Genomic DNA, 21,044 nt, shown 5'->3' on the forward strand with positions numbered 1-21,044 from the left:
CTCATATAGATTAGACGATAGCGAGGTGTGACGCTTGATGAACGGAAGAATGACTTTCCGGTTTGATATCGATCAGGACAAGGGCAAAATTGAACCGGTGGAAAGGCGTTCCAGTGCGGGACTGGGGACGGCAAGAGACTATGAGAACAAGGAGCTTCACCGCACTCCGGTTCCCCTGCATCATACACAGCCCTACGATACCGGCTTTACTGTTGGCGGGGAAGAACCGCCGGATGATATCGGGAATGACGATCTGGAACCTTATAATTCTCACGGTCAGGAGTGGGAGGGAGCCAGATGGGAAGCTGAGCCGTCCAAGCAACCGTTGTTATCCCCATATCCTGACCCCGATGTGTGGGAGAGAGCTCCGCAATATCCTGTTGAGGAGTGGAATGACAGTGCTGGGCGGTTCGGTGACATTTCATTGTCAAGTGCCGGATATGGCGGCTCTTATCATACCCGCCGTCCCTCCTACTGGTGGAAGTTTGCACTTTCCATAGCAGGAGCCGTTGGTACGGGACTGCTGCTCGGATACGCTGCATTGTCTTTCATTAGCGGAGGGAGCCCGCAGGCTGGAGAGAACACCAAGCCGGGCGCTGCTGCCGTGCAGAATCAGAACGCCGGGACAGCTAACCAGCCGGTAGCCGGAGACACCGGTTTGCCGAATGCTGGTCCAGCGGGCAGTGAAGCAGCCCGCATTCAGGTGGCGGTAGCGGCGCAAAGCTATTATCTGCTGCAATATGGCGTGTTCAGCACACCTGATGGAGCTGCGCAGGCTCAGCAGGAACTGCTTACCGCCGGACTTGCCGCAGGGCTGGATCCTTCAGAAGGCAACCGGGTGTACGCCGGGATCTCGCCTGACCGCGAACAGGCCAAGCTGCTGAGCAGCGGCCTGAAGAATCAGGGGATTGAGCTTTATGTAAGAGGAGTGGAGCTGCCGGCCGCAGAGCAGGTTGCTTTTGCCGGAACGCCACAAGCTGTGGAGGGTTATTTCGCAGCCAGCGGACAACTGCTTAATGAGTTGAGCAGCCTGTCCGCATCCTTGTTAGGCGGGGAAGTCCAGACGTTGGACAAATCGGCAGTCAGCAATTTGCATATGGAGTGGACCGAGGCGCTCAAAGCGCTGAAGCCGGGTCTGACCCCTGAAGGGCAGAGCATTTGCGGCGGGCTTGAGAAAGCAATGAGCCGGGGAATGGCTGCCCTGAATGAATATGAGAAGAACAAAGCACCGGGTCTGCTTTGGGAAGTGCAGGAAGCCATGTTGAGCTTCCTGACCGGTCAGAAGGGCCTGATGTCAACTTTGGTGTAAGCGTAAATACAAAATCCCCCATCCGGCTTGGGGGATTTTATGTGTTGCTTGCAGGGTTATACTCAGGTAAGGTTAAATGAGCCGCAACCACAGTTAGCTCCACTACACAGCTGCCTCGTGACTGCGTGTATGGTAATCATTTCCGTACCGGATTTTGCGTTTGTATTGAACTCAGTTTCACCGTATAATAATTAAGGTGTCAAAAAATGGCGAGGGAAGACTTAGATGAAGAAGAAAAATGTAGGAACACTGCTGTTATTTCTCATTCTGGGCTGGCTGGCCGGAGCGTGGATCGCGAAGCTGCTGGAGCCTGTAAAAACTTTGTCTTTTCTTACAACCTCGACGGTACTCAAGTGGTCCCCGCAAGCCGATTTGGACATCATAACCTATGACATCACTATTCATTTGAAATTGTGCTTGCTCAGTCTGGCCGGAATGATTACTGCCGTATGGCTGTACCGGAGGCTGTAATGGTCACTGCTGATTGGGAAGGGGCGTTTATACGTGGAATCTGACAATTCACGCCTCATTATTCTTGCTTCGGGTTCGCCGCGCCGCCGGGAATTGCTGTCTTTGCTGGGTTTGCCTTTCGAGGTGATTTCCAGTGATGCGGACGAGAGTACACCGCCGGAATTCACACCGGAGATGATTGTGCGCAGTCTGGCTTTGCGTAAAGCGGAGGCTGTGGTCCCGGCTGCCGGCAAGCGTAATGCCGTTATCGTCGGCAGCGACACGATTGTTGTGCTGGATGATAAGGTGCTTGGTAAACCTGTGGACGAGCAGGACAGCAGGGTTATGCTGGGACTGCTTCAAGGCAAGACCCACCAGGTGTACACCGGAGTAGCCTGCATCGGGCTGCCAGAGGGCAAGATTCTGGTAGAGCACCGGGTAACCTCAGTAACTATGAGAGCATTAAGCGAAGAGGAAATCTCCGCCTACATAGCGACTGGAGAACCTGCCGATAAGGCTGGTTCCTATGCGATACAAGGACTTGGTGCCACCCTGGTGGAGAAGATTGAAGGCTGTTACTTTAATGTGGTTGGACTGCCGTTGTCGCTGCTTGAGCGTATGCTGTCCCGGGTTGGCATTTCGGTGCTGGGCCGGCAAGGATAGCGGAGGAAAGAGGGATCGGGATGGAGTCGCAAACATTTATGCTGCGGGACCTCCCCCATGAAGAACGACCACGAGAGCGCATGATGCATTATGGGGCGGAATCATTAAGTCAAGCGGAGCTTCTGGCTATACTGCTGCGTACAGGCACACGCCGGGAATCAGCTATTCATATCGCCCAGCAATTGCTGGGACGGGCTGGTGGTCTCCGCGGACTGGCGGACCTGAGCATTGACGAACTGACGAATATTAAAGGCATCGGCCCTGCCAAGGCCGTGCAACTGAAAGCTGGCATAGAGCTGGGAAGACGGATGGCGAACTCCAGGCTTACCGAGCCGGTTACCATCCGCAGTCCGCAGGACGCGGCGGAGATTCTGACCGAGCAGCTGCGTTATTTGCAGAAGGAGCATTTTGTCTGTCTCTTTTTGAATACGAAGAATCACGTTATAGCGCAGGAGACATTGTCCATGGGCAGTCTCAACGCCTCTATTGTGCATCCCCGTGAGGTGTTTCGGGCAGCCATGAAATGCAGCAGCGCAGCCATTATATGCGCACATAATCATCCGAGCGGCGATCCTACGCCAAGTCCGGAGGATATCTCCCTGACCTCCAGACTTCTTCAGGCAGGCGAGATTGTCGGAATTGACGTACTGGATCACCTGATTATCGGAGACAGCAGATTTGTAAGTTTGAAAGAAAAAGGGTACATGTAATATAATTGTCCAGATTCACTGGGAAAAGGAGAATACAAGCATGTTAGGTGGTTTTACGAAAGATTTAGGGATTGACCTGGGGACAGCAAATACGCTCGTCTACGTACGCGGCAAGGGGATTGTTGTAAGAGAACCTTCCGTGGTGGCCATTAATACCGATACCAAGACAATTGAAGCTGTAGGCGAATCCGCCAAAAAAATGATTGGCCGCACACCGGGCAATATTCGTGCTATTCGTCCGATGAAGGACGGAGTTATTGCCGATTTCGAAACGACGGCAACCATGATCAAATATTTTATCCGTCAGGCCCAGAAGCAGCGTTCGATGTTCCAGCGTCACCCGAATGTAATGGTCTGCGTTCCGTCCGGAATAACTGCAGTTGAGCAGCGTGCCGTTGAAGATGCTACCAAGCAGGCGGGAGCCCGTGAGGCTTATATTATCGAAGAGCCGTTTGCCGCTGCTATTGGTGCGGATCTTCCGGTATGGGAGCCGACAGGCAGTATGGTTGTTGATATCGGCGGCGGTACTACCGAAGTGGCTGTCATCTCTCTTGGCGGTATCGTGACCAGCCGTTCAGTTCGTGTAGCCGGTGATGAGGCCGATGAGTCAATCATCCAGTACATCAAACGCCAGTACAACCTGATGATCGGTGAGCGCACCTCGGAGCAGCTCAAGATGGACGTGGGTTCTGCCCTGCCGCTGGAGAAAGCCGAAACGATGGAAATCCGTGGCCGCGATCTGGTGACCGGACTGCCGAAGACACTGACGATTACTTCCGATGAAATTTGCGAAGCTTTGTCGGATACGGTCAATGCGATTGTCGAAGCGGTTAAAGTGACCCTGGAGAAATGTCCGCCGGAGCTTGCTGCTGATATTATGGATCGCGGTATTGTTCTTACAGGCGGAGGTGCGCTGCTGCGCAATTTGGACAAGCTGCTGGCACGTGAGACCGGAATGCCGGTGATTGTCGCCGATAACCCGCTGGACTGCGTAGCTATCGGAACAGGCAAAGCGCTTGAGAATATCCATCTCTTCAAGAGCCGCAGCGGATCGAGCCTGCGCTCTAAGCGTTAGAATCCGACTTGGTTTGTTGCATGTCAACCCCTGTTGTGGGAGAAATACGGTTGTTAGAGGGTGTTGAAAATGTTTAAGCTGTTTAACAATAAACGTCTATTCATATTGCTGATTACATTAGTCATGTTTATCGTGGTGATGGGGTTCAGCCTGGGGACAAGAAAATCCTTGTCCTGGCCTGAGAATTTCCTCCGTGATACGACCGGTTTCGTGCAGAATCTGTTCTACAAGCCCGCTGGATATGTAGCGGGCTTGTTCCAAGATATCCGGGAGTTGAGTGAACTGGCCGAGGAAAATAAACGCCTGAAGATTCTAGCTGCCCAATATACGATAGATAAAGCGAATTACAATTTTGTTAAGGCACGTAATGAGAGTCTGCAGAAGGACCTTCATTTCACTAACGCGCAGAAGGAATTATATAAATATAACTATAATACTGCCCAGGTTCTCAGCCTGACCACGGAACCCAGCAACAGCACGCTTGTGATCGACCTTGGCTCCAGTGATGGTATGAAGCCGAATATGTCTGTAATTTCCGTAGATGGGCTCGTAGGTGTCATCAGTAAGGTGAGCAATTTCACTTCTACCGTGAAGCTGATGACTATGATGGATGTGAATGATCCGAATTCCCAGCCGCCTATAGCGGCCACGGCCATCGGTAAAGAGGGTAAGACCTTCGGCATGATTGAAAGCTATGATCAGGAAACCGGAATGCTCAAGATGAACAAGATTCCGCAGGGTGACCCTATCGCGGAGAAGGATACCATCGTTACCTCCGGCATCGGGAGATTATATCCGCAAGGGTTGACGATAGGAACCGTAATGAGCGTTGAGGAAGGACAATTCGGATTAACTTCGACTGCAATCATCAAGCCCAGTGCCGAATTTCAGGACTGGAAACAGCTGATTGTTGTATCTCAGGAGGAGCGTGCCGAATAGTGAAGATGCGCAGGTCGGTTCTTATTCTGTTATTGTTTCTCCTGTTTATCCTGGAAGGCGCCATTCTGCCCTGGCTGCTTCCGGACGCCTGGCAGCTGCGGATTATTCCGAATCTTGTATTTATTGTGATCCTGTTCGTCACGGTATACCATCACCGTCATACTGCACTTATATTAGGATTGTCTTTTGGCATGCTGCATGATGTCATTTATTACGGCAGAATTCTCGGTGCTCATTCCTTTGCCATGGGGCTGTCCGCCTATTTAATTGGTCTGATTTTTCAGATTCCACGCGCACCGCTGCCGATGATGATGACTGTTGTCCTGCTTGGCAGTCTGCTTCAGGACAGCGTGCTGTTCGCTATTTACAGCGTGTTTAATTTGAACCAGGAGCCTTATAATTGGGCGCTCCTGCATCATATGCTGCCTACCATGCTGTTTCATTTTGCTATGGCCCTGATCCTCTACATTCCGCTGCGGCGTCAACTCGAGCTGCTGAAGAAGGAGACCCGTAAGGAGGAAACGGTGTGAAACGGCCTGCATTTCTTTCGGCTGAAAGAAGGAATTTGCCCGGCCCGGCACGAATGATTCAGGATAGGGGGACAGGCATATGACAGTAAAATCCAAGCATGTGAGGATTAAGGGCATCAAGGACGGCCTGGTATTCCTGCTAGACGACAAGTGTCCCTTTGAAGATCTCTTAAGCGAGCTTCGCTATAAGCTGGAGCACAGCCATCAAAATATTCTGACTGGACCGATTGTGCATGTAGATATTAAGCTGGGCAGCCGAATTGTGACGGAGGATGACAAATCAGCTGTGCTGGAGATTCTCAAAAGTCAGGGCAATTTGCTGATTCGTTCCATTGAAGCGTTCGAAGCGCCGGGCATTGAGGATACAGACGCATTGTTTCTGATGAGCGGCATGGTTCGTTCCGGCCAGGTGCTGCATCATCAAGGTAATCTGCTGTTGTTGGGCGATGTGAACCCGGGAGGAACCATTACATGCTCGGGTGATATTTATATCCTCGGTGCGCTCAGAGGCATGGCTCATGCTGGAGTAGACGGCAATCAGGAAGCGATTATTGCTGCTTCTCTGCTGTCTCCGACACAGCTGAGGATCGCCGACGTGATCAGCCGGCCTCCGGATGAATGGGGGACCCGGGAGAGCACCATGGAATTTGCTTATTTATCAAGCGGTGCGATGCAAATCGACAAAATTCATAATATAGTCAGATTACGTCAGGGTTTAAATGTGTTTAAAGGGGTGTAGCCTCCATGGGAGAAGCGATTGTCGTAACCTCGGGCAAAGGCGGAGTTGGCAAAACAACTACAACGGCCAATATTGGAACCGCACTTGCATTGCAGGGCAAAAAAGTATGTCTGGTTGATACCGATATCGGGCTGCGCAATTTGGATGTAGTCATGGGGCTGGAGAACCGGATCATTTATGATCTGGTGGATGTGGCAGAAGGGCGCTGCCGGTTGAATCAGGCACTGGTCAAGGACAAGCGTTTCGATGAGCTGTACATGCTGCCTGCGGCCCAGACCAAAGATAAGACCTCCGTGACCCCGGAGCAGGTGAAGGATATTATTCTTGAACTCAAGAAGGAATATGAATATATTCTGATCGATTGTCCTGCCGGGATCGAGCATGGCTTCCGCAACGCCATCGCGGGTGCCGACAAGGCGATTGTTGTCACTACGCCGGAGCATGCGGCAGTGCGGGATGCAGACCGGATTATCGGTCTTCTGGAGCAGTCCCATGTGGAGTCGCCAAAGCTGGTCGTTAACCGTATTCGGCCTGGCTTGGTGAAGTCTGGGGATATGCTGGACATTGAGGATATCCTTCAAGTACTGAACATCGATCTGATCGGAATTGTTCCAGATGATGAGCTGGTCATTAAAGCGGCGAACAGCGGGGAGCCAACGGTGATGAATCCCGACTCTTCTGCAGCGATAGCCTACCGTAATATTGCCCGGCGGATTCTGGGGGACGCAGTGCCTCTGATGCAGCTGGACCGCAAGCCGGGGGCTTTCAAGAAATTAAAGAAATTTTTCGGCATGGCTTGAACCTGCTGCAAGCAATCCTATAAAGTTATCCCTTAGATAAAAAATCCCGCCGGCAGAGAATCTGCGGCGGGATTTTTTTATGATAAATAGGTTGCCGGACATGTTCCGCTTGGTTAAGGCTTGTTCTAAAGCACCTTCCATCCTTCATAAAATGGATATAAAACAAGCCCCCGGAGGGATCGAGATGGAACAGAAATCAGGCGTTAAAGGCCGCCGCAAAGAACGTATCCGCAACCTGCTGGAGGACAACCAGGATACCGTGGCAGTGCCGCCGCTTTTTGCTTTGCCGGAGAAGACAGCAAGCTTTAAGGAATGGGGAGCGGGTCCTAAAAATGATCTGGCTCCATCAGCGGAGCCGGACCCCGAGGTCGTGTGGAAGGAACGCCGCGGGGGCTGGGAGGACGAGGGAGGCGGCGGCAGATCACATTTTTCTGCCGGATTTATCCGGCGGACTGTCGCAAGCCTCCTTGTATTTGGAGGTGTATGGGGCATATTTTTTCTGCACCAGCCCTGGGCGCTGAAGGCGCAGGATTTTGTTTCGGATGCCCTCAGCAAGGATATGGACTTCGCCGCGGCCCAGGTATGGTATGAGGAGCACTTTGACGGTGCGCCTTCGTTCATCCCGATTTTCGGGGACGAGGATCAGCCGGCTCAAAAAGTTACGGCTGCCCACGCCTTGAGCGCCCCACTTGAGGGCAGTATTGTCCGTCCATTTGCGGCTACGCTGAAAGGTGTGGAAATTATGCCTGCGGAGGATTCAAAAGGCAGTATCACGGTGAAAAGTGTAGACACGGGACGTGTGTTATCCGTGACCAATGAGGCACAGGGCGGCATTCGGGTTACCGTACGCCATACGGGCAGCGTAACGGCAGAATACGGTCATTTGAGCGGAACAAAGCTTGCGGTGGATGACTGGATACAGAGCGGTGACACCGTTGGCTGGATGCAGGAGACGAAGGACGCTGAAACAGGGCTGCTTTTTTTTGCAATTATGAAAGACAAGACTTATATTGATCCTGCCGAAGTGGTATCGTTTGATTAGGATATTTGGCATTGAACTGTCGCTGCATCCGCTATTTGTGCTGATTCTGCTCTTTTCCGTGTTAACTGGACAGTTTCTGGAGCTGCTTACGCTCTTTACCATAGTGCTTATCCACGAATTGGGACATGTCTGCGCAGCTTTGCTGGCCGGGGTTACGGTCAGATCCGTTCAGTTGCTCCCCTTCGGCGGAGTGGCCGTGATTGAGGATCACGGGCGGCTTACGGCGAGCCGGGAGATTGGTATCGCGCTGGCTGGACCGCTGCAGAACGGAATCATGATCCTGCTGGCTGTTATGCTTCAGCAGGCAGGTGCAGGCAGTACGGCTTTTCTTGCTTATTTTATTCAGGCAAATGTGATTATCGCACTCTTCAATCTCCTGCCGGTTCTTCCCCTGGACGGGGGCAAGGTTCTTCAAGCTGCGCTAAGTATGGTTCTGCCGTATTATTATACTTTGCTGTGGGGCGGCAGAATAAGTATCGGAGCAAGTGTGCTTGTCATTGGCTACGCATTGCTGCCGCTTGGGACAGGCGGCGGCCTCCGGCTGAATCTGCTGATGATCGGGGCGTTTCTGCTCTATTCCAATAGGACAGATCATCGGAATCTGCCCTACCGCTTCATGGCATTTCTGATGAACAGAGAGGCAATGTATGCTCGCCATTTGCGTTCCAATAGCGAAGCTCGACCGATTGTTGCCGATTCCGCGAAACCTTTAGATGATATATTGCGTCTATTTAAACGTAATCAATATCATTTTATTTATGTGATGAACGATGATAGAAATATAGTAGCGGTTGTGCCGGAGCAGCGCCTGATCTCTACTTATTTTGGAAAGTAGAACAGCTTCCGTGCGGCCGGTGGCAATGAATGATTGATTGAAACCCAGAGGTGAAGCCATGAAACAAATGATCGTTCACTGCACACAGCATGTTACCCGGATGGCTCTTCTGGAGAACGGGAGGCTGGTGGAATACGCGGCCGAACGCGATCAGCAGCAAGGTCTGGTCGGCAGTTATTACAAGGGCCGGGTTATGAATGTTTTGCCAGGCATGCAGGCTGCTTTTGTCGATATTGGACAGAAGAAGAATGCTTTTTTATATGTAGACGATGTGCTGCATCCCCATTTAGATAAGCAGCCGGCGGTGAAACCTTCCATTGAGACATTGCTGCAGCCCGGCCAGGAGCTTGTCGTCCAGGTCCGCAAAGAGCCGCGGGGCGGCAAGGGAGCACGTGTGACCACCCACTATACACTGCCGGGACGCTGGATGGTATACATGCCTTTTGCAGAATACGTAGGAGTTTCCAAAAAAATCAGCCGGGAATCGGAACGGAGCCGGCTTAAAGCAATCGGTGAGCGGCTGCGCCGCAGTGAAGAGGGGCTGATCATGCGGACAGTCTCCGAGGATGAGCCAGTGGATGCCGTCGAAGGCGACCTGTCCTTTCTGCGTGCGCAGTGGGAGATGATTGTCCGCCGCGCCGGGGAGGCCGTAGCTCCGGCCCTGCTGCACTGCGATCTGAGCATCGTTCAGCGATTTATCAGGGATGCCTTCAATCCGCAGCTTGATGAGCTGATGATTGATTCGGCTCATGCGGTGAGGGAAGCGGAGGCATTTCTGGATGATATGGCTCCCGAAGGGTACAAGCCTGTTGGATTGTACCGGGGACAAGAGTCCATCTTTACCGCATATGGTGTGCAGGAGCAGCTGCATAAAAGCTTCAACCGGAAGATTATTCTGGAGGGCGGGGCAACGCTGATTTGGGACGAGACAGAGGCGCTGACCGTCATTGATGTCAATACGGCACAATACACCGGGAGTACCACGCTTGAGGAGACCGTAACGCGAACAAATCTGCTGGCCGCAGAGGAAATTGGCAGGCTTATCCGTCTACGCGATACCGGAGGCATCATCGTTGTTGATTTTATTGATATGGAGCGTGAGGAGCACCGCAGGCTAGTAACGGAACGGCTGGAGAGTGTGACGAGCCGGGACCGCACCAAGACGCATATTCTGGGCTGGACACATCTTGGTCTGCTGGAAATGACCCGTAAGAAGGCACGGCATGATTCGGCTAGCTTTGCCCCTGTGATCTGCCAATGCTGCGGAGGGACGGGGAAAGTTGGAGCCTGGCTGGAATAAGAATAATCAGCAAATCCAAACAGCTTTATTTATCCGCTTCTCTATACCATTGACTATCTGGATTAAGTATGATAATATCTTCAAGTATGTGTTTGATTGTTCTAATCCTGCACATGCTGTAACCGCTCCGATCGGGTACATAAGCGCAGATTTCTACGGGGATTTGCCACCTAGACTAGGCGAGTCTGAGACATGAGGAGGTGCAAGTACAATGTATGCAATTATCGAAACTGGCGGTAAGCAGTACAAAGTCCAAGAGGGCGATGTATTGTTCATTGAGAAGCTGGAAGCTGAAGACGGCGCAAGCGTAACGTTTGACCGTGTATTGGCTGTTTCTAACGAAGGTGGTCTGACTGCAGGAACTCCGCTGGTAAGCGGCGCGTCTGTAACAGCTAAAGTCGAGAAACATGGTAAGGGTCAGAAGGTTGTAGTTTACAAATACAAACCTAAGAAGAACTACCACAAGAAACAAGGCCATCGTCAACCGTACACTAAAGTAACTATCGAGAAGATTCAAGCGTAAGAAGGTGCGTTAATGATTAACGTGCGGATTACACGGGCTTCAGCTCAAGGTACGATTGTCGGTTTTGCCGTTAAAGGGCATGCAGAATACGCGAGGAAAGGCTGGGATATCGTCTGCGCGGGTGTTTCCACAGTTACATTTGGAACGGTGAATTCGATTGAGAAGCTGACTGGTGTTGTTCTGGATACTTCAATGGATGACGGATTTTTAAGCGGAACCCTGGTTCCGGTGAGTGATCCTGAAGTCTCCGCCAAGATCCAGCTTTTGCTGGAATCCATGGTTGTCATGCTCAGTGATATCGCAGAATCATACGGGAAGTATATTAAGATACAGCAAGTTATTATTTAAAGAAGGAGGTTGACCAACATGTTGAAATTGGATCTTCAGTTTTTCGCATCGAAAAAAGGTGTAGGTTCCACAAAAAACGGACGTGATTCCCACTCGAAACGTCTTGGCGTGAAACGTGCTGACGGTCAAGCAGTAACCGGCGGCAACATCCTGGTTCGTCAACGCGGAACTAAAATTCACCCAGGCACTAACGTAGGCATCGGTAAAGATGATACGCTCTTCGCATTGGTGGATGGCGTAGTGAAGTTCGAACGTTGGGGCCGCGACCGCAAAAAAGTGAGCGTGTACCCGGTTGATGTCGCTCCGGTAGCAGCGGCACTGGAAGCGTAAGCTTTCCGAACATTATTTGTATGTAGAAGCCTCCGGCATGAGTGCCGGGGGCTTTTTTGCAGGAAAAACAGGTGATACATTATTCACTTGCTCTCTGAATGCTAATGATTGCCGTGAAAGCCTGTGTTATACTGGGAATTGGCATATGCTTCATCAAGGTGAATATTGAATTAGACATGAATTTTGCGAACTGAGGGACGGGGAGAAAGAATGAAATCCTGGAAAAGTTTCGTCTGGGCAGTCATGTTATCCGTAGTGCTTCCTTTAGGTCTCGTGTATTGGCGTACCTCCCTTTTCACATGCCTGCTGCTTGGAATATGGGTAGCTGGGGTGCTTGCTTTCAGCTTTATTTACAACCGGCGTCATTTTGAAGAGGAACTGCGCATACAGGAGAAGACTCTGCAACAGGCGGCGAACCGGACACTGAATCATCATCGTCATGATTGGATGAATGAGCTGCAGGTGCTTTACGGATATATCCAGCTGGGTAAGCCTGATAAATCCGTGCAATGTGTGGAAAGAATAAAGGAGCGTATAGCGCTTGATAGCCGTATCGCCAAATTGGGAATCCCTTCGCTGGTGTTTTATTTGCAGTCTTTCCGCACATTCCGGAGCAATCTGGAGCTGGAAGTGCAGGTGGAGGAAGGCTTGCAGCTGGAGGACAAGCTAAGTCAGGAGAAAGGCGACGAGCTTACTTCGGTGATTATGCAGACGGTAAGGGCATACCAATACAGCGGACTTGTTCCGCAGGGCGATACCCAAAGACTCCGCCTAAGCTTTATACAGGATGGAGGAGACATTCTGATCTCTTTCGAAGGCGAGGGTGAGCATAGCAATCCCGAGCTGCTACAGGGGCAAATTTATAATATAGTCCAAGGGAAAATTATGAAGGCGGAGCAGTTGGAGCAGGACAGAGCTCATGTGAAACTGCGTTTACCGCTGGAGATGTAAGGAAGGTGAACATGAATGTTCGTAGATAAGGCTAAGATTTATGTTAAAGGCGGCGACGGAGGCGATGGACTGGTAGCGTTCCGGCGTGAAAAGTATGTGCCGGAAGGCGGGCCTGCCGGCGGTGACGGCGGCCGCGGCGGCGACGTTATTTTCCGGGTGGATGAAGGTTTACGTACGCTGATGGATTTTCGTTATCAGCGCCATTTTAAAGCAGAACGTGGTGTAAAAGGACGCAACAAGAGTCAGCATGGTGCCAATGCCGAGCATATGATCGTACGGATTCCTCCGGGAACTATATTGATCGACGACGACACCCAGGAAGTGATCGCCGATATGACCCGTCACGGACAGCAGGTTGTTGTAGCGCGCGGCGGACGCGGCGGACGGGGAAATACCCGGTTTGCCACTGCGGCCAATACAGCGCCTGAACTGGCTGAGAATGGGGAAGAAGGCCAGGAGCGTTATGTAGTTATGGAATTGAAGGTAATGGCTGATGTAGGCCTGGTAGGATTCCCAAGTGTCGGGAAATCGACGCTGCTGTCGGTAGTCTCCGCAGCTCAACCGAAGATCGGAGCCTACCACTTCACAACGATTACTCCGAACCTGGGTGTGGTGGATGTCGGCGACGGCCGGAGCTTTGTCATGGCGGATTTGCCCGGACTGATCGAAGGGGCCAGCGAAGGCATCGGCCTGGGTCACGAATTCCTGCGCCATGTTGAGCGCACGCGCATTATTATCCATGTCGTGGATATGTCCGGTTCCGAGGGGCGGGATCCCTTCGAAGATTGGGTCATGATTAATGATGAGCTGAAGCAGTACAATGCAAGTCTGATTGACCGTCCGCAGATTGTCGCGGCGAACAAAATGGATATGCCTGAATCGGAGGAGAACCTCAGTTCTTTCCGTGAACGGGTTGCAGAGCTGCGTCCGGATCTGGAGATTATGCCGATCTCCTCACTTACCCGCCAAGGGGTGCAGGAGCTGCTCTACCGTGCTACGGATATCCTTGACAGTATTCCGGTTGCTCCGGTGGTTGAAGAGGTGGCAGAAACCTCTGAACGTAAGGTTTATAAGCTGGAGGCCGAAGAGGATAACTCCTTCACCATCACCCGCGACAACGATGCGTTTGTCGTCAGCAGTCCGCGCATTGAGCGGATGATCAAGCGTATGCAGTTGAGTACGCATGATGCGATCCTGAAGCTTGCCCGTACCCTGCGCCACATGGGTGTAGATGCGGAACTGCGTAAGCGTGGGGCTGTAGAAGGCACGATTGTCCGCATTGCCGATTTCGAATTCGAGTTTGTAGAGAACAGCAGCTACTATTAATAGTGGTGCTGGCTGCACGCTACACGGTATAAAGCAGATAGAAGAAACGCCGACTACGTTTTTCCTGACAAGGAGGACGGAGGCGGCGTTTTTTTATGTAATGTTCTGTTTGGTTTAGGCTGATTGGCATACATTAAAGTGGTGAGAAACGGTGTATGACAGCAACCTTCGAACAGAAATGATCTGTCCTTTTGCAGCTTAGAGGATGTGGGTGGCTTCATTCTTGCAGTGTATTCTTGGCTTCGTGTGAAAATATGTTGCGTTATTCGGGCTGAATCCTATATAATGTCCACTAAGAAAACACAAAAGTCTTTGGGGTGAGGACGTTCGTGAAAGAACGCTATTATTTAGTCCGCGAGGACATATTGCCTGATGCTGTGCTGAAGACGATGCAGGTCAAACAGCTGCTTGAGGCGGGAGATGCCAAGACGGTGCACGAGGGTGTTGAGAGGGTTGGACTTAGCCGCAGCGCTTTTTATAAATATAAGGACGGCATACATCTGATCCATCAACTGGAGCGCGAACGCATTGTCACGATCTCCATTGATCTGGAACATGAGTCCGGCATGCTGTCCAAGGTACTCGGCTGTGTGGCGGTTCACGGAGCCAACGTGTTGACGATCCACCAGAGTATTCCGCTCCAAGGGCGGGCCAATGTTGTGATCTCCGTGGAGATCTCGCATTTAAATGAAGAAATGGGCGACATGCTTGATGGCCTGAAGGAAATTGCTGGAGTGAAGCGCGCTTTTATTATCGGCCAGGGTTAAGATGTTTAAGAAGCAGTTTTATTGCGGTCATTATTCTGTGAAGTATAGCTTCATATAACTTTTAGGAGGATTCAAATGAAGCCGGTTAAAGTTGGTTTATTGGGGCTGGGAACAGTAGGTACGGGCGTGGTCCGTATCGTAGAAGGAAATCAGGAGGATCTGAGCAGTCAAGTGGGCTCCCCGATTCTCATTGAGCGCATTGCTGTGAAGAATACGGATAAACCCCGTGAAATCGAAGTAGATGCCTCCAAAGTGACTTCAGATCCATGGGAGGTTATCCGTGATCCTGAAATTGATGTCATCGTCGAAGTGATGGGCGGCATTGCCGGAACAAAGGAATATATCCTTGAAGCGCTGGAACGCGGCAAACATATTGTAACCGCAAATAAAGATTTGATGGCGCTGCACGGCTCGGAGATTCTGGCTAAAGCGCAGGAGAAGCAATGCGATGTGTTTTATGAGGCAAGCGTTGCCGGAGGAATTCCGATTATCCGCACGCTGATCGAAGGTTTTTCATCAGATAAGATTATTAAGATTATGGGGATAGTGAATGGAACAACCAATTACATACTGAGCAAAATGAGCCAGGAAGGCGCGTCCTACAATGATGTACTTAAGGAAGCGCAAGGACTGGGATATGCTGAGTCTGACCCGACCTCCGACGTTGAAGGTCTTGATGCTGCACGCAAGATGGCGATCCTCGGCACGCTTGGCTTCCGAACAAATGTTGAACTCAGCGATGTCAGTGTGAGCGGCATCTCGGGAGTGAGCAAAGAGGATATCGCGTTTGCTAAACGTCTTGGTTATGAAATGAAGCTGCTAGGAATCGCAGAGTGTGAAGACGAGGCGTTCAGCATCAGTGTTCAACCGACCATGATCCGGGCCAGTCATCCGATCGCTTCCGTCAACGGTGTCTTTAATGCGGTGTATGTATTCGGGCAAGCGGTAGGAGAGACTATGTTTTATGGTGCAGGAGCAGGTGCGATGCCTACAGCAACCTCTATCGTTGCCGATCTGGTGGCGGTTATCAAGAACCTGAAACTGGGCGTTAACGGTCTCAAGCAGATTGTCCCGTATAAGCAAAAGAAGCTGAAGAGCGACGAGGACATCTTTTTCAAGAACTTTCTGCTGCTGCATGTAGATGATAAAGCGGGTGTGCTGGCGAAGATCACTCAGGTGTTTGCCGAATACGATGTCAGCCTCGATTCCGTTGTGCAGCAAGCCAACCCAAATAATCCTGATGCGGAGATCATAATTGTGACGCACAATGCAAGCAAGGCGAGTATGAATAAGGTAATGCGGCATTTGGAGCAGCTTGCCGTCATCCACCGGATCAAGAGCCATTATCGTGTGGAAGGCTGACAACGGAGTAAGTTCCAGATATCAGGAACCGCGTAAAAATAACGAAGGAGATTTCATCAGCCATGAGTATTTACGGAAGGTCTAGAGTTAAAGTCCCTGCCAGTACCGCCAATCTTGGACCGGGTTTTGATACACTGGGTATGGCCTTGTCGCTGTATGCCTGGATTGAGATGGAGGAAGCTGCGGAAACCGTGTTTCACCTACATGGTGATGAGATGAAGGGTGTGCCCCAGGACAAGAATAACTTGCTCTACCAGGTAGCCCAAATGGTTTTTGCGGAAGCTGGGGTTACCATCCCTGAGTTGTCGATTTCCATGTATTCCGAGATTCCGCTGACACGGGGACTTGGCAGCAGCGCGTCAGCCATTATTGGCGGAATGGCAGCAGCTAATGCTATGATTGGTTCACCGCTGGACAATGCCAGACTGTTTGATATGGCCACTGCACTGGAGAAGCATCCCGACAATGTTGGAGCGTCCCTGTTCGGGGGAATCATTACGGCTGTCTGGGATGGCGAGCATGCCGACTTTATCCGTCTGGAGCCGCCGCAGGATCTGGAAGTGCTTGTTGTGATCCCCGAATTTGAGCTGGCCACGGTCAAAGCACGTGGGGTCATTCCCTCCGAAATCACGGTGGGCGATGCGGTCTTTAACATCAGCCGTACTTCGCTGCTGACGGCGGCACTGGCCTCTGGCAGGCTTGATCTCATCAGCCGGGCCATGCAGGACCGGCTGCATCAGCCATACCGTGCGCCGCTGGTGCCGGGGATGGAGAAGCTGCTCGCTGAAGCCCCGCAGCATGGGGCGCTTGGGATTGCTCTTAGCGGCGCGGGACCTACACTTCTTTGTCTGGTCGACCGGCGCGAGGGCAGGAAGCAGGAGCTTGAGCAATTTTTGAAAGAAACGATGCAGCAGCACGGTATCCCGGCCCGCACTCGCTGGCTGCCTCCATGTACTTCCGGGGTTACCACTGAGCTGCTCGAAAGAAACGGGATGCAAAAGCAATCATTTTTGGATATGATAAAAGGAGAAATACAGCCATGAAGTCAATAGCGGTATTGCCGCAGGGTACCGTCTCCCACGAAGCGCTGCTGTACTTGTTTGGTGCTGAGCCTGTAAAGCTTGAACATCATAAGCTGATTTCCGACGTTTTTCTCTCTACGGCAGGCGGTGCCACTGATTACAGCGTCATTCCCATTGAGAACACGATTGAAGGTTCGGTCAGTCTGCATATCGATTGGCTCATTAATGAGGTGAATCTTCCGATGCAGGCGGAGTGGATCTTTCCGTCGATACAGAATCTCATCAGCAACCCGCAGGAGTTCAAGGATGACAGTGGAAATAAGGATTATACTAAGATCGTAAAGATCCTTTCCCATTCTGTCGCCATGGCGCAATGCCTGCAGTTTATCCGCGAGCATGCCCCTTGGGCTGAACTGGAGTCGGTCGGAAGCACTTCCGAAGCAGTGGAAATAGTAAAGAACAATCCGGGCAGAGGTTGGGCAGCAATCGGCACGGCACTCGGTGCCGCAACGCATGGCCTGGAGATCCTTGACTGGAAAATCACGGACCACCATAATAATTACACAAGGTTTGTCCTTGTAGGCCCGCACAAGCTGAGGCTTCCCCGCAAGAGTGTTGGAGACAAGACGAGTATTCTTGTAACCCTGCCGGAGGATTTTCCGGGAGCCTTGCATCAGGTGCTGTCTGCATTTGCATGGCGGCGTCTGAATTTATCACGTATTGAATCACGTCCTACGAAGAAGAAACTGGGTACTTATTATTTTTACATTGATGTGCTGGAACCGATAGAATCGGTCCTGCTCCCGGCGGCGATTGAGGAGATCAAGGCATTGGGCTGTCAGGTGCGGATTCTGGGCTCCTACCCCACATACACCTATGAGGAAGAGAAAGCGGAGGTGCAGTAAGTTCATGGCTGAGCAATGGATCTATCTGGATGGACAACACGTAACAAAGGAAAATGCAAAGGTATCCGTTTTTGATCATGGATTCTTATATGGAGACGGCATTTTCGAAGGCATTCGCATTTATAACGGCAACATTTTCAAATGCAAAGAGCATCTGGACAGGCTGTATGATTCGGCCAAGTCAATTATGCTGGACATTCCGCTGACTTACGATGAAATGCTGGAGGCTATGGCTGAGACGATTCGCTTGAACGATATGCGCAACGGCTATATCCGTCTGATCGTTTCGCGGGGTCCCGGAAATCTGGGGCTGGATCCACGGCGTTGCCCGAAGGCGAGCGTGATTATCATTGTGGAGCAGCTGGCCATTTATCCGGAGCAGGCTTATCTTAACGGTTTACGGGCAGTTTCCGTATCACAACGGCGCAATATCCCGGATGCACTGAATCCGAAGATCAAATCACTCAACTACCTCAATAACATCCTCGTTAAGATTCAGTCCAATCTCGCTGAGGCTGACGAAGCGATTATGATGAACGCTCAAGGGTACGTAACTGAAGGTTCGGGAGATAATATCTTCATTGTCAAAAGGGGTGTGGTGTACACGCCGCCTTGCTACCTTGGTGCACTCGAAGGAATTACCCGTCTGGCCATTATCGAACTCTGTGAGAAACTGGGACTTCCGCTGAAGGAAGAACCGTTCACCATGCATGATGTCTATATTGCCGACGAAGTCTTTTTCACCGGAACGGCAGCTGAGGTTATTGCAGCCCGTGAAATCGATGGACGGATTATCGGAGCAGGGCATGCCGGACCGATTACACTGCAATTACTTGAAGAATTCCGGAATGCGGTGGATAAGGACGGCTACAAAGTCTGGGAATAGTGATTCACTAAATTCATTGATTTACCATAAGCAAATCCTTTCATGCCAGTCATGAAAGGATTTTTTTTGTTCACATGATGTCAATCGCCCATGGGCTGCATAAGATGTAGTAACGAAGGAGGCGGCTGTACCGCATTGTCCGATGCTTGAGAGCAGAGCCGGAAATCGGAATTGCTTGTAGAGCGGGGTTGCAGCATAGCTGTAATAAATGCATCGCTTCACAACACTTTGGCATATGCCGTCTAAGTCAGGACTGTATTTGTGCTGATCTAAGATGCATAAGCTCACAAAATTTATAGGAGGTAAATGCTGCGTGAAAATACACATTGTAAAAAAAGGCGATACGCTGTATGCATTATCACAAAAGTACGGAGTAACGCTCCAAAAGATCATTGAGGCTAACCCGCAGATCAGTAATCCTGAAGTGCTTGCTATTGGGGATAAAGTTAAAATCCCTGCGGCTCCGATGCTTGTTCCGGAAAACAATGAGCTTTACTACAAGCACACTGTTAAACAAGGTGATACGTTGTGGAAATTATCCAAAGCATGGGGAATTACCTTGAAAGAGATCATTGACGCCAATCCGCATCTCAAGAATCCTAATGCGCTCATGACCGGTGAAGTTGTCAATATTCCCAAAAAGGCGAATGAGCCGACTCCAATTCAGGCTCAATCCGTGCAACCTATGCAATCCAATACCAATGCCAATGCAAATGCGAATGTAACTCCGGTTCAACCGCTTGCTGTATCGCCTGAGGTGGTAGACAAAACAAAGGTTGGCGGAAAAACCTATACCGGACCAAAGGAAGAGCCCGTTCAGGCAGTTTCCCCTGTCTCAACCCCGGCTCCGAATCCCGCACCGGCTCCTGTCCAGGTTGCCGCACCTCTTCCGAATAAAGCGCCTGAAGTAGCTCCCGTTCAGGAAGTAGTACATGAAACACAAAGTCTGTTTGTGCAAATTTCTGTACCTGCGCAAGAAGCTATAACCTATGAGATGCCCAAAGAAAAGGAGAAATCCGAGGTACAGCCGGCAACCTGGCCTGACCATAAGGACGGACCATGCGAAAAAACAGCAGGTTATCCCGGATTAAACGAAAATCCATATTATTTCGATTGCCCGCCGGCATATCCGTATTATGAGCAACCTATGCCAGTGATGGGTATAAATGTGGCCCCGAATTATATGCAGCCGACTTCGTATATGCCGGACTGTGGTTCTCCGTATGCCTATACGGGAAACGAATATCCCGCTACTGACTATTCCAATGCTTGGTATCCAAATGCAGCTCCCGAGTATGCAAATGCGGCTATGGCTGAGAATAATCCTCCTGTTGATTATTCTGCTTACGCAGTTCCGCAGTACGGTGGTCAGTCCATGAACCTCCCGTGGCCAACCTGCGGCTGTGGTGGAGGAATGCCGATTCAGCCCTATACTTATGAGCAGCCTGCATATACTAATATGTCACCCTATATGCCACCCTATATGCCACAGCCCGGTGCGGTTTCTCCTTACGGAGCTGGACCCTTCTCCATGCCGAATGAGGCCGCTGTTGCACCATTAGGAATACATGGGATTCCTGGATATCCGATGTATCCGGGGATGGAGAATTATGCTCATCACAACCGTGTGCCAGAAATTCTTGAGCCGGAGGTTATTGCGCAGGATGTTCCTCAAGCAGCAGAAGCCGTCAGCGCAGGAACCGCAGTGAAGAACAAAGCCAGCTCGGGAAAAGCGGGTACACCTAAAGTTAAAACCTCAGGTCTAGCTGCTGACAAATCAAATAAAACTGCACCTAAACAACGTTCGAAGCATGCAGACCGCACGGGGACTTCAAAGAAAAGTAAAAATCCATGGATATCAAATTAAATTGGGCTTGAATTGAAATTTGCGTACTGCACCAGAGGGCCTGCATCTTAAGATGCAGGCCCTCTGGTGTTTACTTAGTTATCATTAGGAAGAGTGTCATGCATTGTGTAGCTAACGATACTAATAGTACTAAAAGCAAAATGGTAAATCCTGTGGGTTGTTTTTGTTAGAGGTTACATGTTATATTATAAATCCAGTCGCAAGCGGAAGGAACGCTTGAATGATTGGAACGTGTTGAACGATTGATATTGCTAACATGATGAAAAATAAGTGTTGCATTGAATCGGAAAACATGATATATTATAAGAGTTGCTGGTGACGAGATAATCGGCACTGACAACGAGCTTGATCTTTGAAAACTGAAC

The 21,044-nt window shown here is 50.7% G+C and carries 23 protein-coding genes and 1 other annotated feature; all 23 genes read left to right on the top strand.

Annotation, left to right across the window (positions count from 1 at the left end; translation table 11 throughout):
* Nucleotides 1-37 precede the first annotated feature (37 nt).
* The 23 genes from AC3WT9_RS21065 to AC3WT9_RS21175 all read left to right on the top strand — a co-directional run bounded on the left by AC3WT9_RS21065 (nt 38) and on the right by AC3WT9_RS21175 (nt 20,679).
* Nucleotides 38-1,309 (top strand): SPOR domain-containing protein, encoded by a 1,272-nt coding sequence (locus tag AC3WT9_RS21065; RefSeq protein WP_341095740.1) that lies wholly within the window; start codon nt 38-40, stop codon nt 1,307-1,309.
* Nucleotides 1,310-1,534: 225 nt separating this feature from the next.
* A complete protein-coding gene (locus AC3WT9_RS21070) occupies nt 1,535-1,780 on the top strand; it encodes a DUF4321 domain-containing protein (RefSeq protein ID WP_038595700.1) in 246 nt (81 codons plus the stop codon).
* A gap of 33 nt (nt 1,781-1,813) precedes the next feature.
* Nucleotides 1,814-2,422 carry a Maf family protein gene (locus tag AC3WT9_RS21075; RefSeq protein ID WP_341095738.1) on the top strand — a complete coding sequence of 203 codons (609 nt, stop codon included), beginning with the start codon at nt 1,814-1,816 and terminating at the stop codon, nt 2,420-2,422.
* A gap of 20 nt (nt 2,423-2,442) precedes the next feature.
* Complete coding sequence (radC, locus tag AC3WT9_RS21080; RefSeq protein WP_038595695.1) at nt 2,443-3,132, top strand: RadC family protein; 690 nt, start codon at nt 2,443-2,445, stop codon at nt 3,130-3,132.
* A 40-nt stretch (nt 3,133-3,172) separates the two neighbouring features.
* The gene (locus AC3WT9_RS21085; RefSeq protein ID WP_038595693.1) at nt 3,173-4,207 is read left to right on the top strand and encodes a rod shape-determining protein; all 1,035 of its coding nucleotides are present in this window, start codon (nt 3,173-3,175) and stop codon (nt 4,205-4,207) included.
* 60 nt (nt 4,208-4,267) lie between these two features.
* Complete coding sequence (mreC, locus tag AC3WT9_RS21090; protein WP_341095736.1) at nt 4,268-5,146, top strand: rod shape-determining protein MreC; 879 nt, start codon at nt 4,268-4,270, stop codon at nt 5,144-5,146.
* Nucleotides 5,146-5,676, top strand: a complete 531-nt coding sequence (gene mreD / locus AC3WT9_RS21095; RefSeq protein ID WP_341095735.1) for a rod shape-determining protein MreD — start codon at nt 5,146-5,148, stop codon at nt 5,674-5,676. The genes mreC and mreD overlap by 1 nt, the downstream gene beginning before the upstream one ends.
* A 79-nt stretch (nt 5,677-5,755) precedes the next feature.
* Nucleotides 5,756-6,415, top strand: coding sequence for a septum site-determining protein MinC (gene minC / locus AC3WT9_RS21100; protein WP_341095733.1), 660 nt, complete (start codon nt 5,756-5,758; stop codon nt 6,413-6,415).
* 5 nt (nt 6,416-6,420) lie between these two features.
* Nucleotides 6,421-7,215 carry a septum site-determining protein MinD gene (gene minD / locus AC3WT9_RS21105; protein ID WP_038595685.1) on the top strand — a complete coding sequence of 265 codons (795 nt, stop codon included), beginning with the start codon at nt 6,421-6,423 and terminating at the stop codon, nt 7,213-7,215.
* A 184-nt stretch (nt 7,216-7,399) separates the two neighbouring features.
* Nucleotides 7,400-8,257, top strand: coding sequence for a peptidoglycan DD-metalloendopeptidase family protein (locus AC3WT9_RS21110; protein WP_341095731.1), 858 nt, complete (start codon nt 7,400-7,402; stop codon nt 8,255-8,257).
* Nucleotides 8,250-9,092: a M50 family metallopeptidase gene (locus tag AC3WT9_RS21115; protein ID WP_341095729.1), complete on the top strand. Its 843-nt coding sequence runs from the start codon at nt 8,250-8,252 to the stop codon at nt 9,090-9,092. Before AC3WT9_RS21110 ends, AC3WT9_RS21115 begins: the two co-directional genes overlap by 8 nt.
* A gap of 58 nt (nt 9,093-9,150) precedes the next feature.
* Nucleotides 9,151-10,392 (top strand): Rne/Rng family ribonuclease, encoded by a 1,242-nt coding sequence (locus AC3WT9_RS21120; protein WP_341379612.1) that lies wholly within the window; start codon nt 9,151-9,153, stop codon nt 10,390-10,392.
* A gap of 110 nt (nt 10,393-10,502) precedes the next feature.
* Nucleotides 10,503-10,589 (top strand) — a sequence feature (ribosomal protein L21 leader region).
* Nucleotides 10,590-10,603: 14 nt separating this feature from the next.
* Nucleotides 10,604-10,915: a 50S ribosomal protein L21 gene (gene rplU, locus AC3WT9_RS21125; RefSeq protein WP_341017227.1), complete on the top strand. Its 312-nt coding sequence runs from the start codon at nt 10,604-10,606 to the stop codon at nt 10,913-10,915.
* A 12-nt stretch (nt 10,916-10,927) separates the two neighbouring features.
* The gene (locus AC3WT9_RS21130; protein WP_341095726.1) at nt 10,928-11,263 is read left to right on the top strand and encodes a ribosomal-processing cysteine protease Prp; all 336 of its coding nucleotides are present in this window, start codon (nt 10,928-10,930) and stop codon (nt 11,261-11,263) included.
* 18 nt (nt 11,264-11,281) lie between these two features.
* The gene (rpmA, locus tag AC3WT9_RS21135) at nt 11,282-11,593 is read left to right on the top strand and encodes a 50S ribosomal protein L27 (RefSeq protein ID WP_019908993.1); all 312 of its coding nucleotides are present in this window, start codon (nt 11,282-11,284) and stop codon (nt 11,591-11,593) included.
* Between the two features lie 210 nt (nt 11,594-11,803).
* The gene (locus AC3WT9_RS21140) at nt 11,804-12,544 is read left to right on the top strand and encodes a Spo0B domain-containing protein (RefSeq protein WP_341095721.1); all 741 of its coding nucleotides are present in this window, start codon (nt 11,804-11,806) and stop codon (nt 12,542-12,544) included.
* Nucleotides 12,545-12,559: 15 nt separating this feature from the next.
* On the top strand, nt 12,560-13,870 hold the full coding sequence (obgE, locus tag AC3WT9_RS21145) for a GTPase ObgE (protein WP_341095719.1): 1,311 nt from the start codon (nt 12,560-12,562) through the stop codon (nt 13,868-13,870).
* Between the two features lie 329 nt (nt 13,871-14,199).
* Nucleotides 14,200-14,637 carry an ACT domain-containing protein gene (locus AC3WT9_RS21150; protein ID WP_038595667.1) on the top strand — a complete coding sequence of 146 codons (438 nt, stop codon included), beginning with the start codon at nt 14,200-14,202 and terminating at the stop codon, nt 14,635-14,637.
* 75 nt (nt 14,638-14,712) lie between these two features.
* Nucleotides 14,713-15,999: a homoserine dehydrogenase gene (locus tag AC3WT9_RS21155; RefSeq protein ID WP_492407939.1), complete on the top strand. Its 1,287-nt coding sequence runs from the start codon at nt 14,713-14,715 to the stop codon at nt 15,997-15,999.
* 62 nt (nt 16,000-16,061) lie between these two features.
* A complete protein-coding gene (gene thrB, locus AC3WT9_RS21160) occupies nt 16,062-17,042 on the top strand; it encodes a homoserine kinase (protein WP_341095716.1) in 981 nt (326 codons plus the stop codon).
* Nucleotides 17,039-17,926 carry a prephenate dehydratase gene (gene pheA, locus AC3WT9_RS21165; protein WP_341095715.1) on the top strand — a complete coding sequence of 296 codons (888 nt, stop codon included), beginning with the start codon at nt 17,039-17,041 and terminating at the stop codon, nt 17,924-17,926. Before thrB ends, pheA begins: the two co-directional genes overlap by 4 nt.
* Nucleotides 17,927-17,930: 4 nt before the next feature.
* The gene (gene ilvE / locus AC3WT9_RS21170; protein WP_038595656.1) at nt 17,931-18,812 is read left to right on the top strand and encodes a branched-chain-amino-acid transaminase; all 882 of its coding nucleotides are present in this window, start codon (nt 17,931-17,933) and stop codon (nt 18,810-18,812) included.
* Nucleotides 18,813-19,125: 313 nt separating this feature from the next.
* The gene (locus AC3WT9_RS21175; RefSeq protein ID WP_341379606.1) at nt 19,126-20,679 is read left to right on the top strand and encodes a LysM peptidoglycan-binding domain-containing protein; all 1,554 of its coding nucleotides are present in this window, start codon (nt 19,126-19,128) and stop codon (nt 20,677-20,679) included.
* The last annotated feature ends 365 nt before the right edge of the window (nt 20,680-21,044 follow it).

The sequence above is a fragment of the Paenibacillus sp. EB106-06-01-XG199 genome, from assembly GCF_058791575.1.

Bases quoted from the DNA above. Each gene is read 5' to 3' on its own strand.
- AC3WT9_RS21065 (WP_341095740.1), top strand. From the start codon at position 38: ATGAACGGAAGAATGACTTTCCGGTTTGATATCGATCAGGACAAGGGC.
- AC3WT9_RS21070 (WP_038595700.1), top strand. From the start codon at position 1,535: ATGAAGAAGAAAAATGTAGGAACACTGCTGTTATTTCTCATTCTGGGC.
- radC (WP_038595695.1), top strand. From the start codon at position 2,443: ATGGAGTCGCAAACATTTATGCTGCGGGACCTCCCCCATGAAGAACGA.
- AC3WT9_RS21085 (WP_038595693.1), top strand. From the start codon at position 3,173: ATGTTAGGTGGTTTTACGAAAGATTTAGGGATTGACCTGGGGACAGCA.
- minC (WP_341095733.1), top strand. From the start codon at position 5,756: ATGACAGTAAAATCCAAGCATGTGAGGATTAAGGGCATCAAGGACGGC.
- minD (WP_038595685.1), top strand. From the start codon at position 6,421: ATGGGAGAAGCGATTGTCGTAACCTCGGGCAAAGGCGGAGTTGGCAAA.
- AC3WT9_RS21110 (WP_341095731.1), top strand. From the start codon at position 7,400: ATGGAACAGAAATCAGGCGTTAAAGGCCGCCGCAAAGAACGTATCCGC.
- AC3WT9_RS21120 (WP_341379612.1), top strand. From the start codon at position 9,151: ATGAAACAAATGATCGTTCACTGCACACAGCATGTTACCCGGATGGCT.
- rplU (WP_341017227.1), top strand. From the start codon at position 10,604: ATGTATGCAATTATCGAAACTGGCGGTAAGCAGTACAAAGTCCAAGAG.
- AC3WT9_RS21130 (WP_341095726.1), top strand. From the start codon at position 10,928: ATGATTAACGTGCGGATTACACGGGCTTCAGCTCAAGGTACGATTGTC.
- rpmA (WP_019908993.1), top strand. From the start codon at position 11,282: ATGTTGAAATTGGATCTTCAGTTTTTCGCATCGAAAAAAGGTGTAGGT.
- AC3WT9_RS21140 (WP_341095721.1), top strand. From the start codon at position 11,804: ATGAAATCCTGGAAAAGTTTCGTCTGGGCAGTCATGTTATCCGTAGTG.
- obgE (WP_341095719.1), top strand. From the start codon at position 12,560: ATGTTCGTAGATAAGGCTAAGATTTATGTTAAAGGCGGCGACGGAGGC.
- AC3WT9_RS21155 (WP_492407939.1), top strand. From the start codon at position 14,713: ATGAAGCCGGTTAAAGTTGGTTTATTGGGGCTGGGAACAGTAGGTACG.
- thrB (WP_341095716.1), top strand. From the start codon at position 16,062: ATGAGTATTTACGGAAGGTCTAGAGTTAAAGTCCCTGCCAGTACCGCC.
- pheA (WP_341095715.1), top strand. From the start codon at position 17,039: ATGAAGTCAATAGCGGTATTGCCGCAGGGTACCGTCTCCCACGAAGCG.
- ilvE (WP_038595656.1), top strand. From the start codon at position 17,931: ATGGCTGAGCAATGGATCTATCTGGATGGACAACACGTAACAAAGGAA.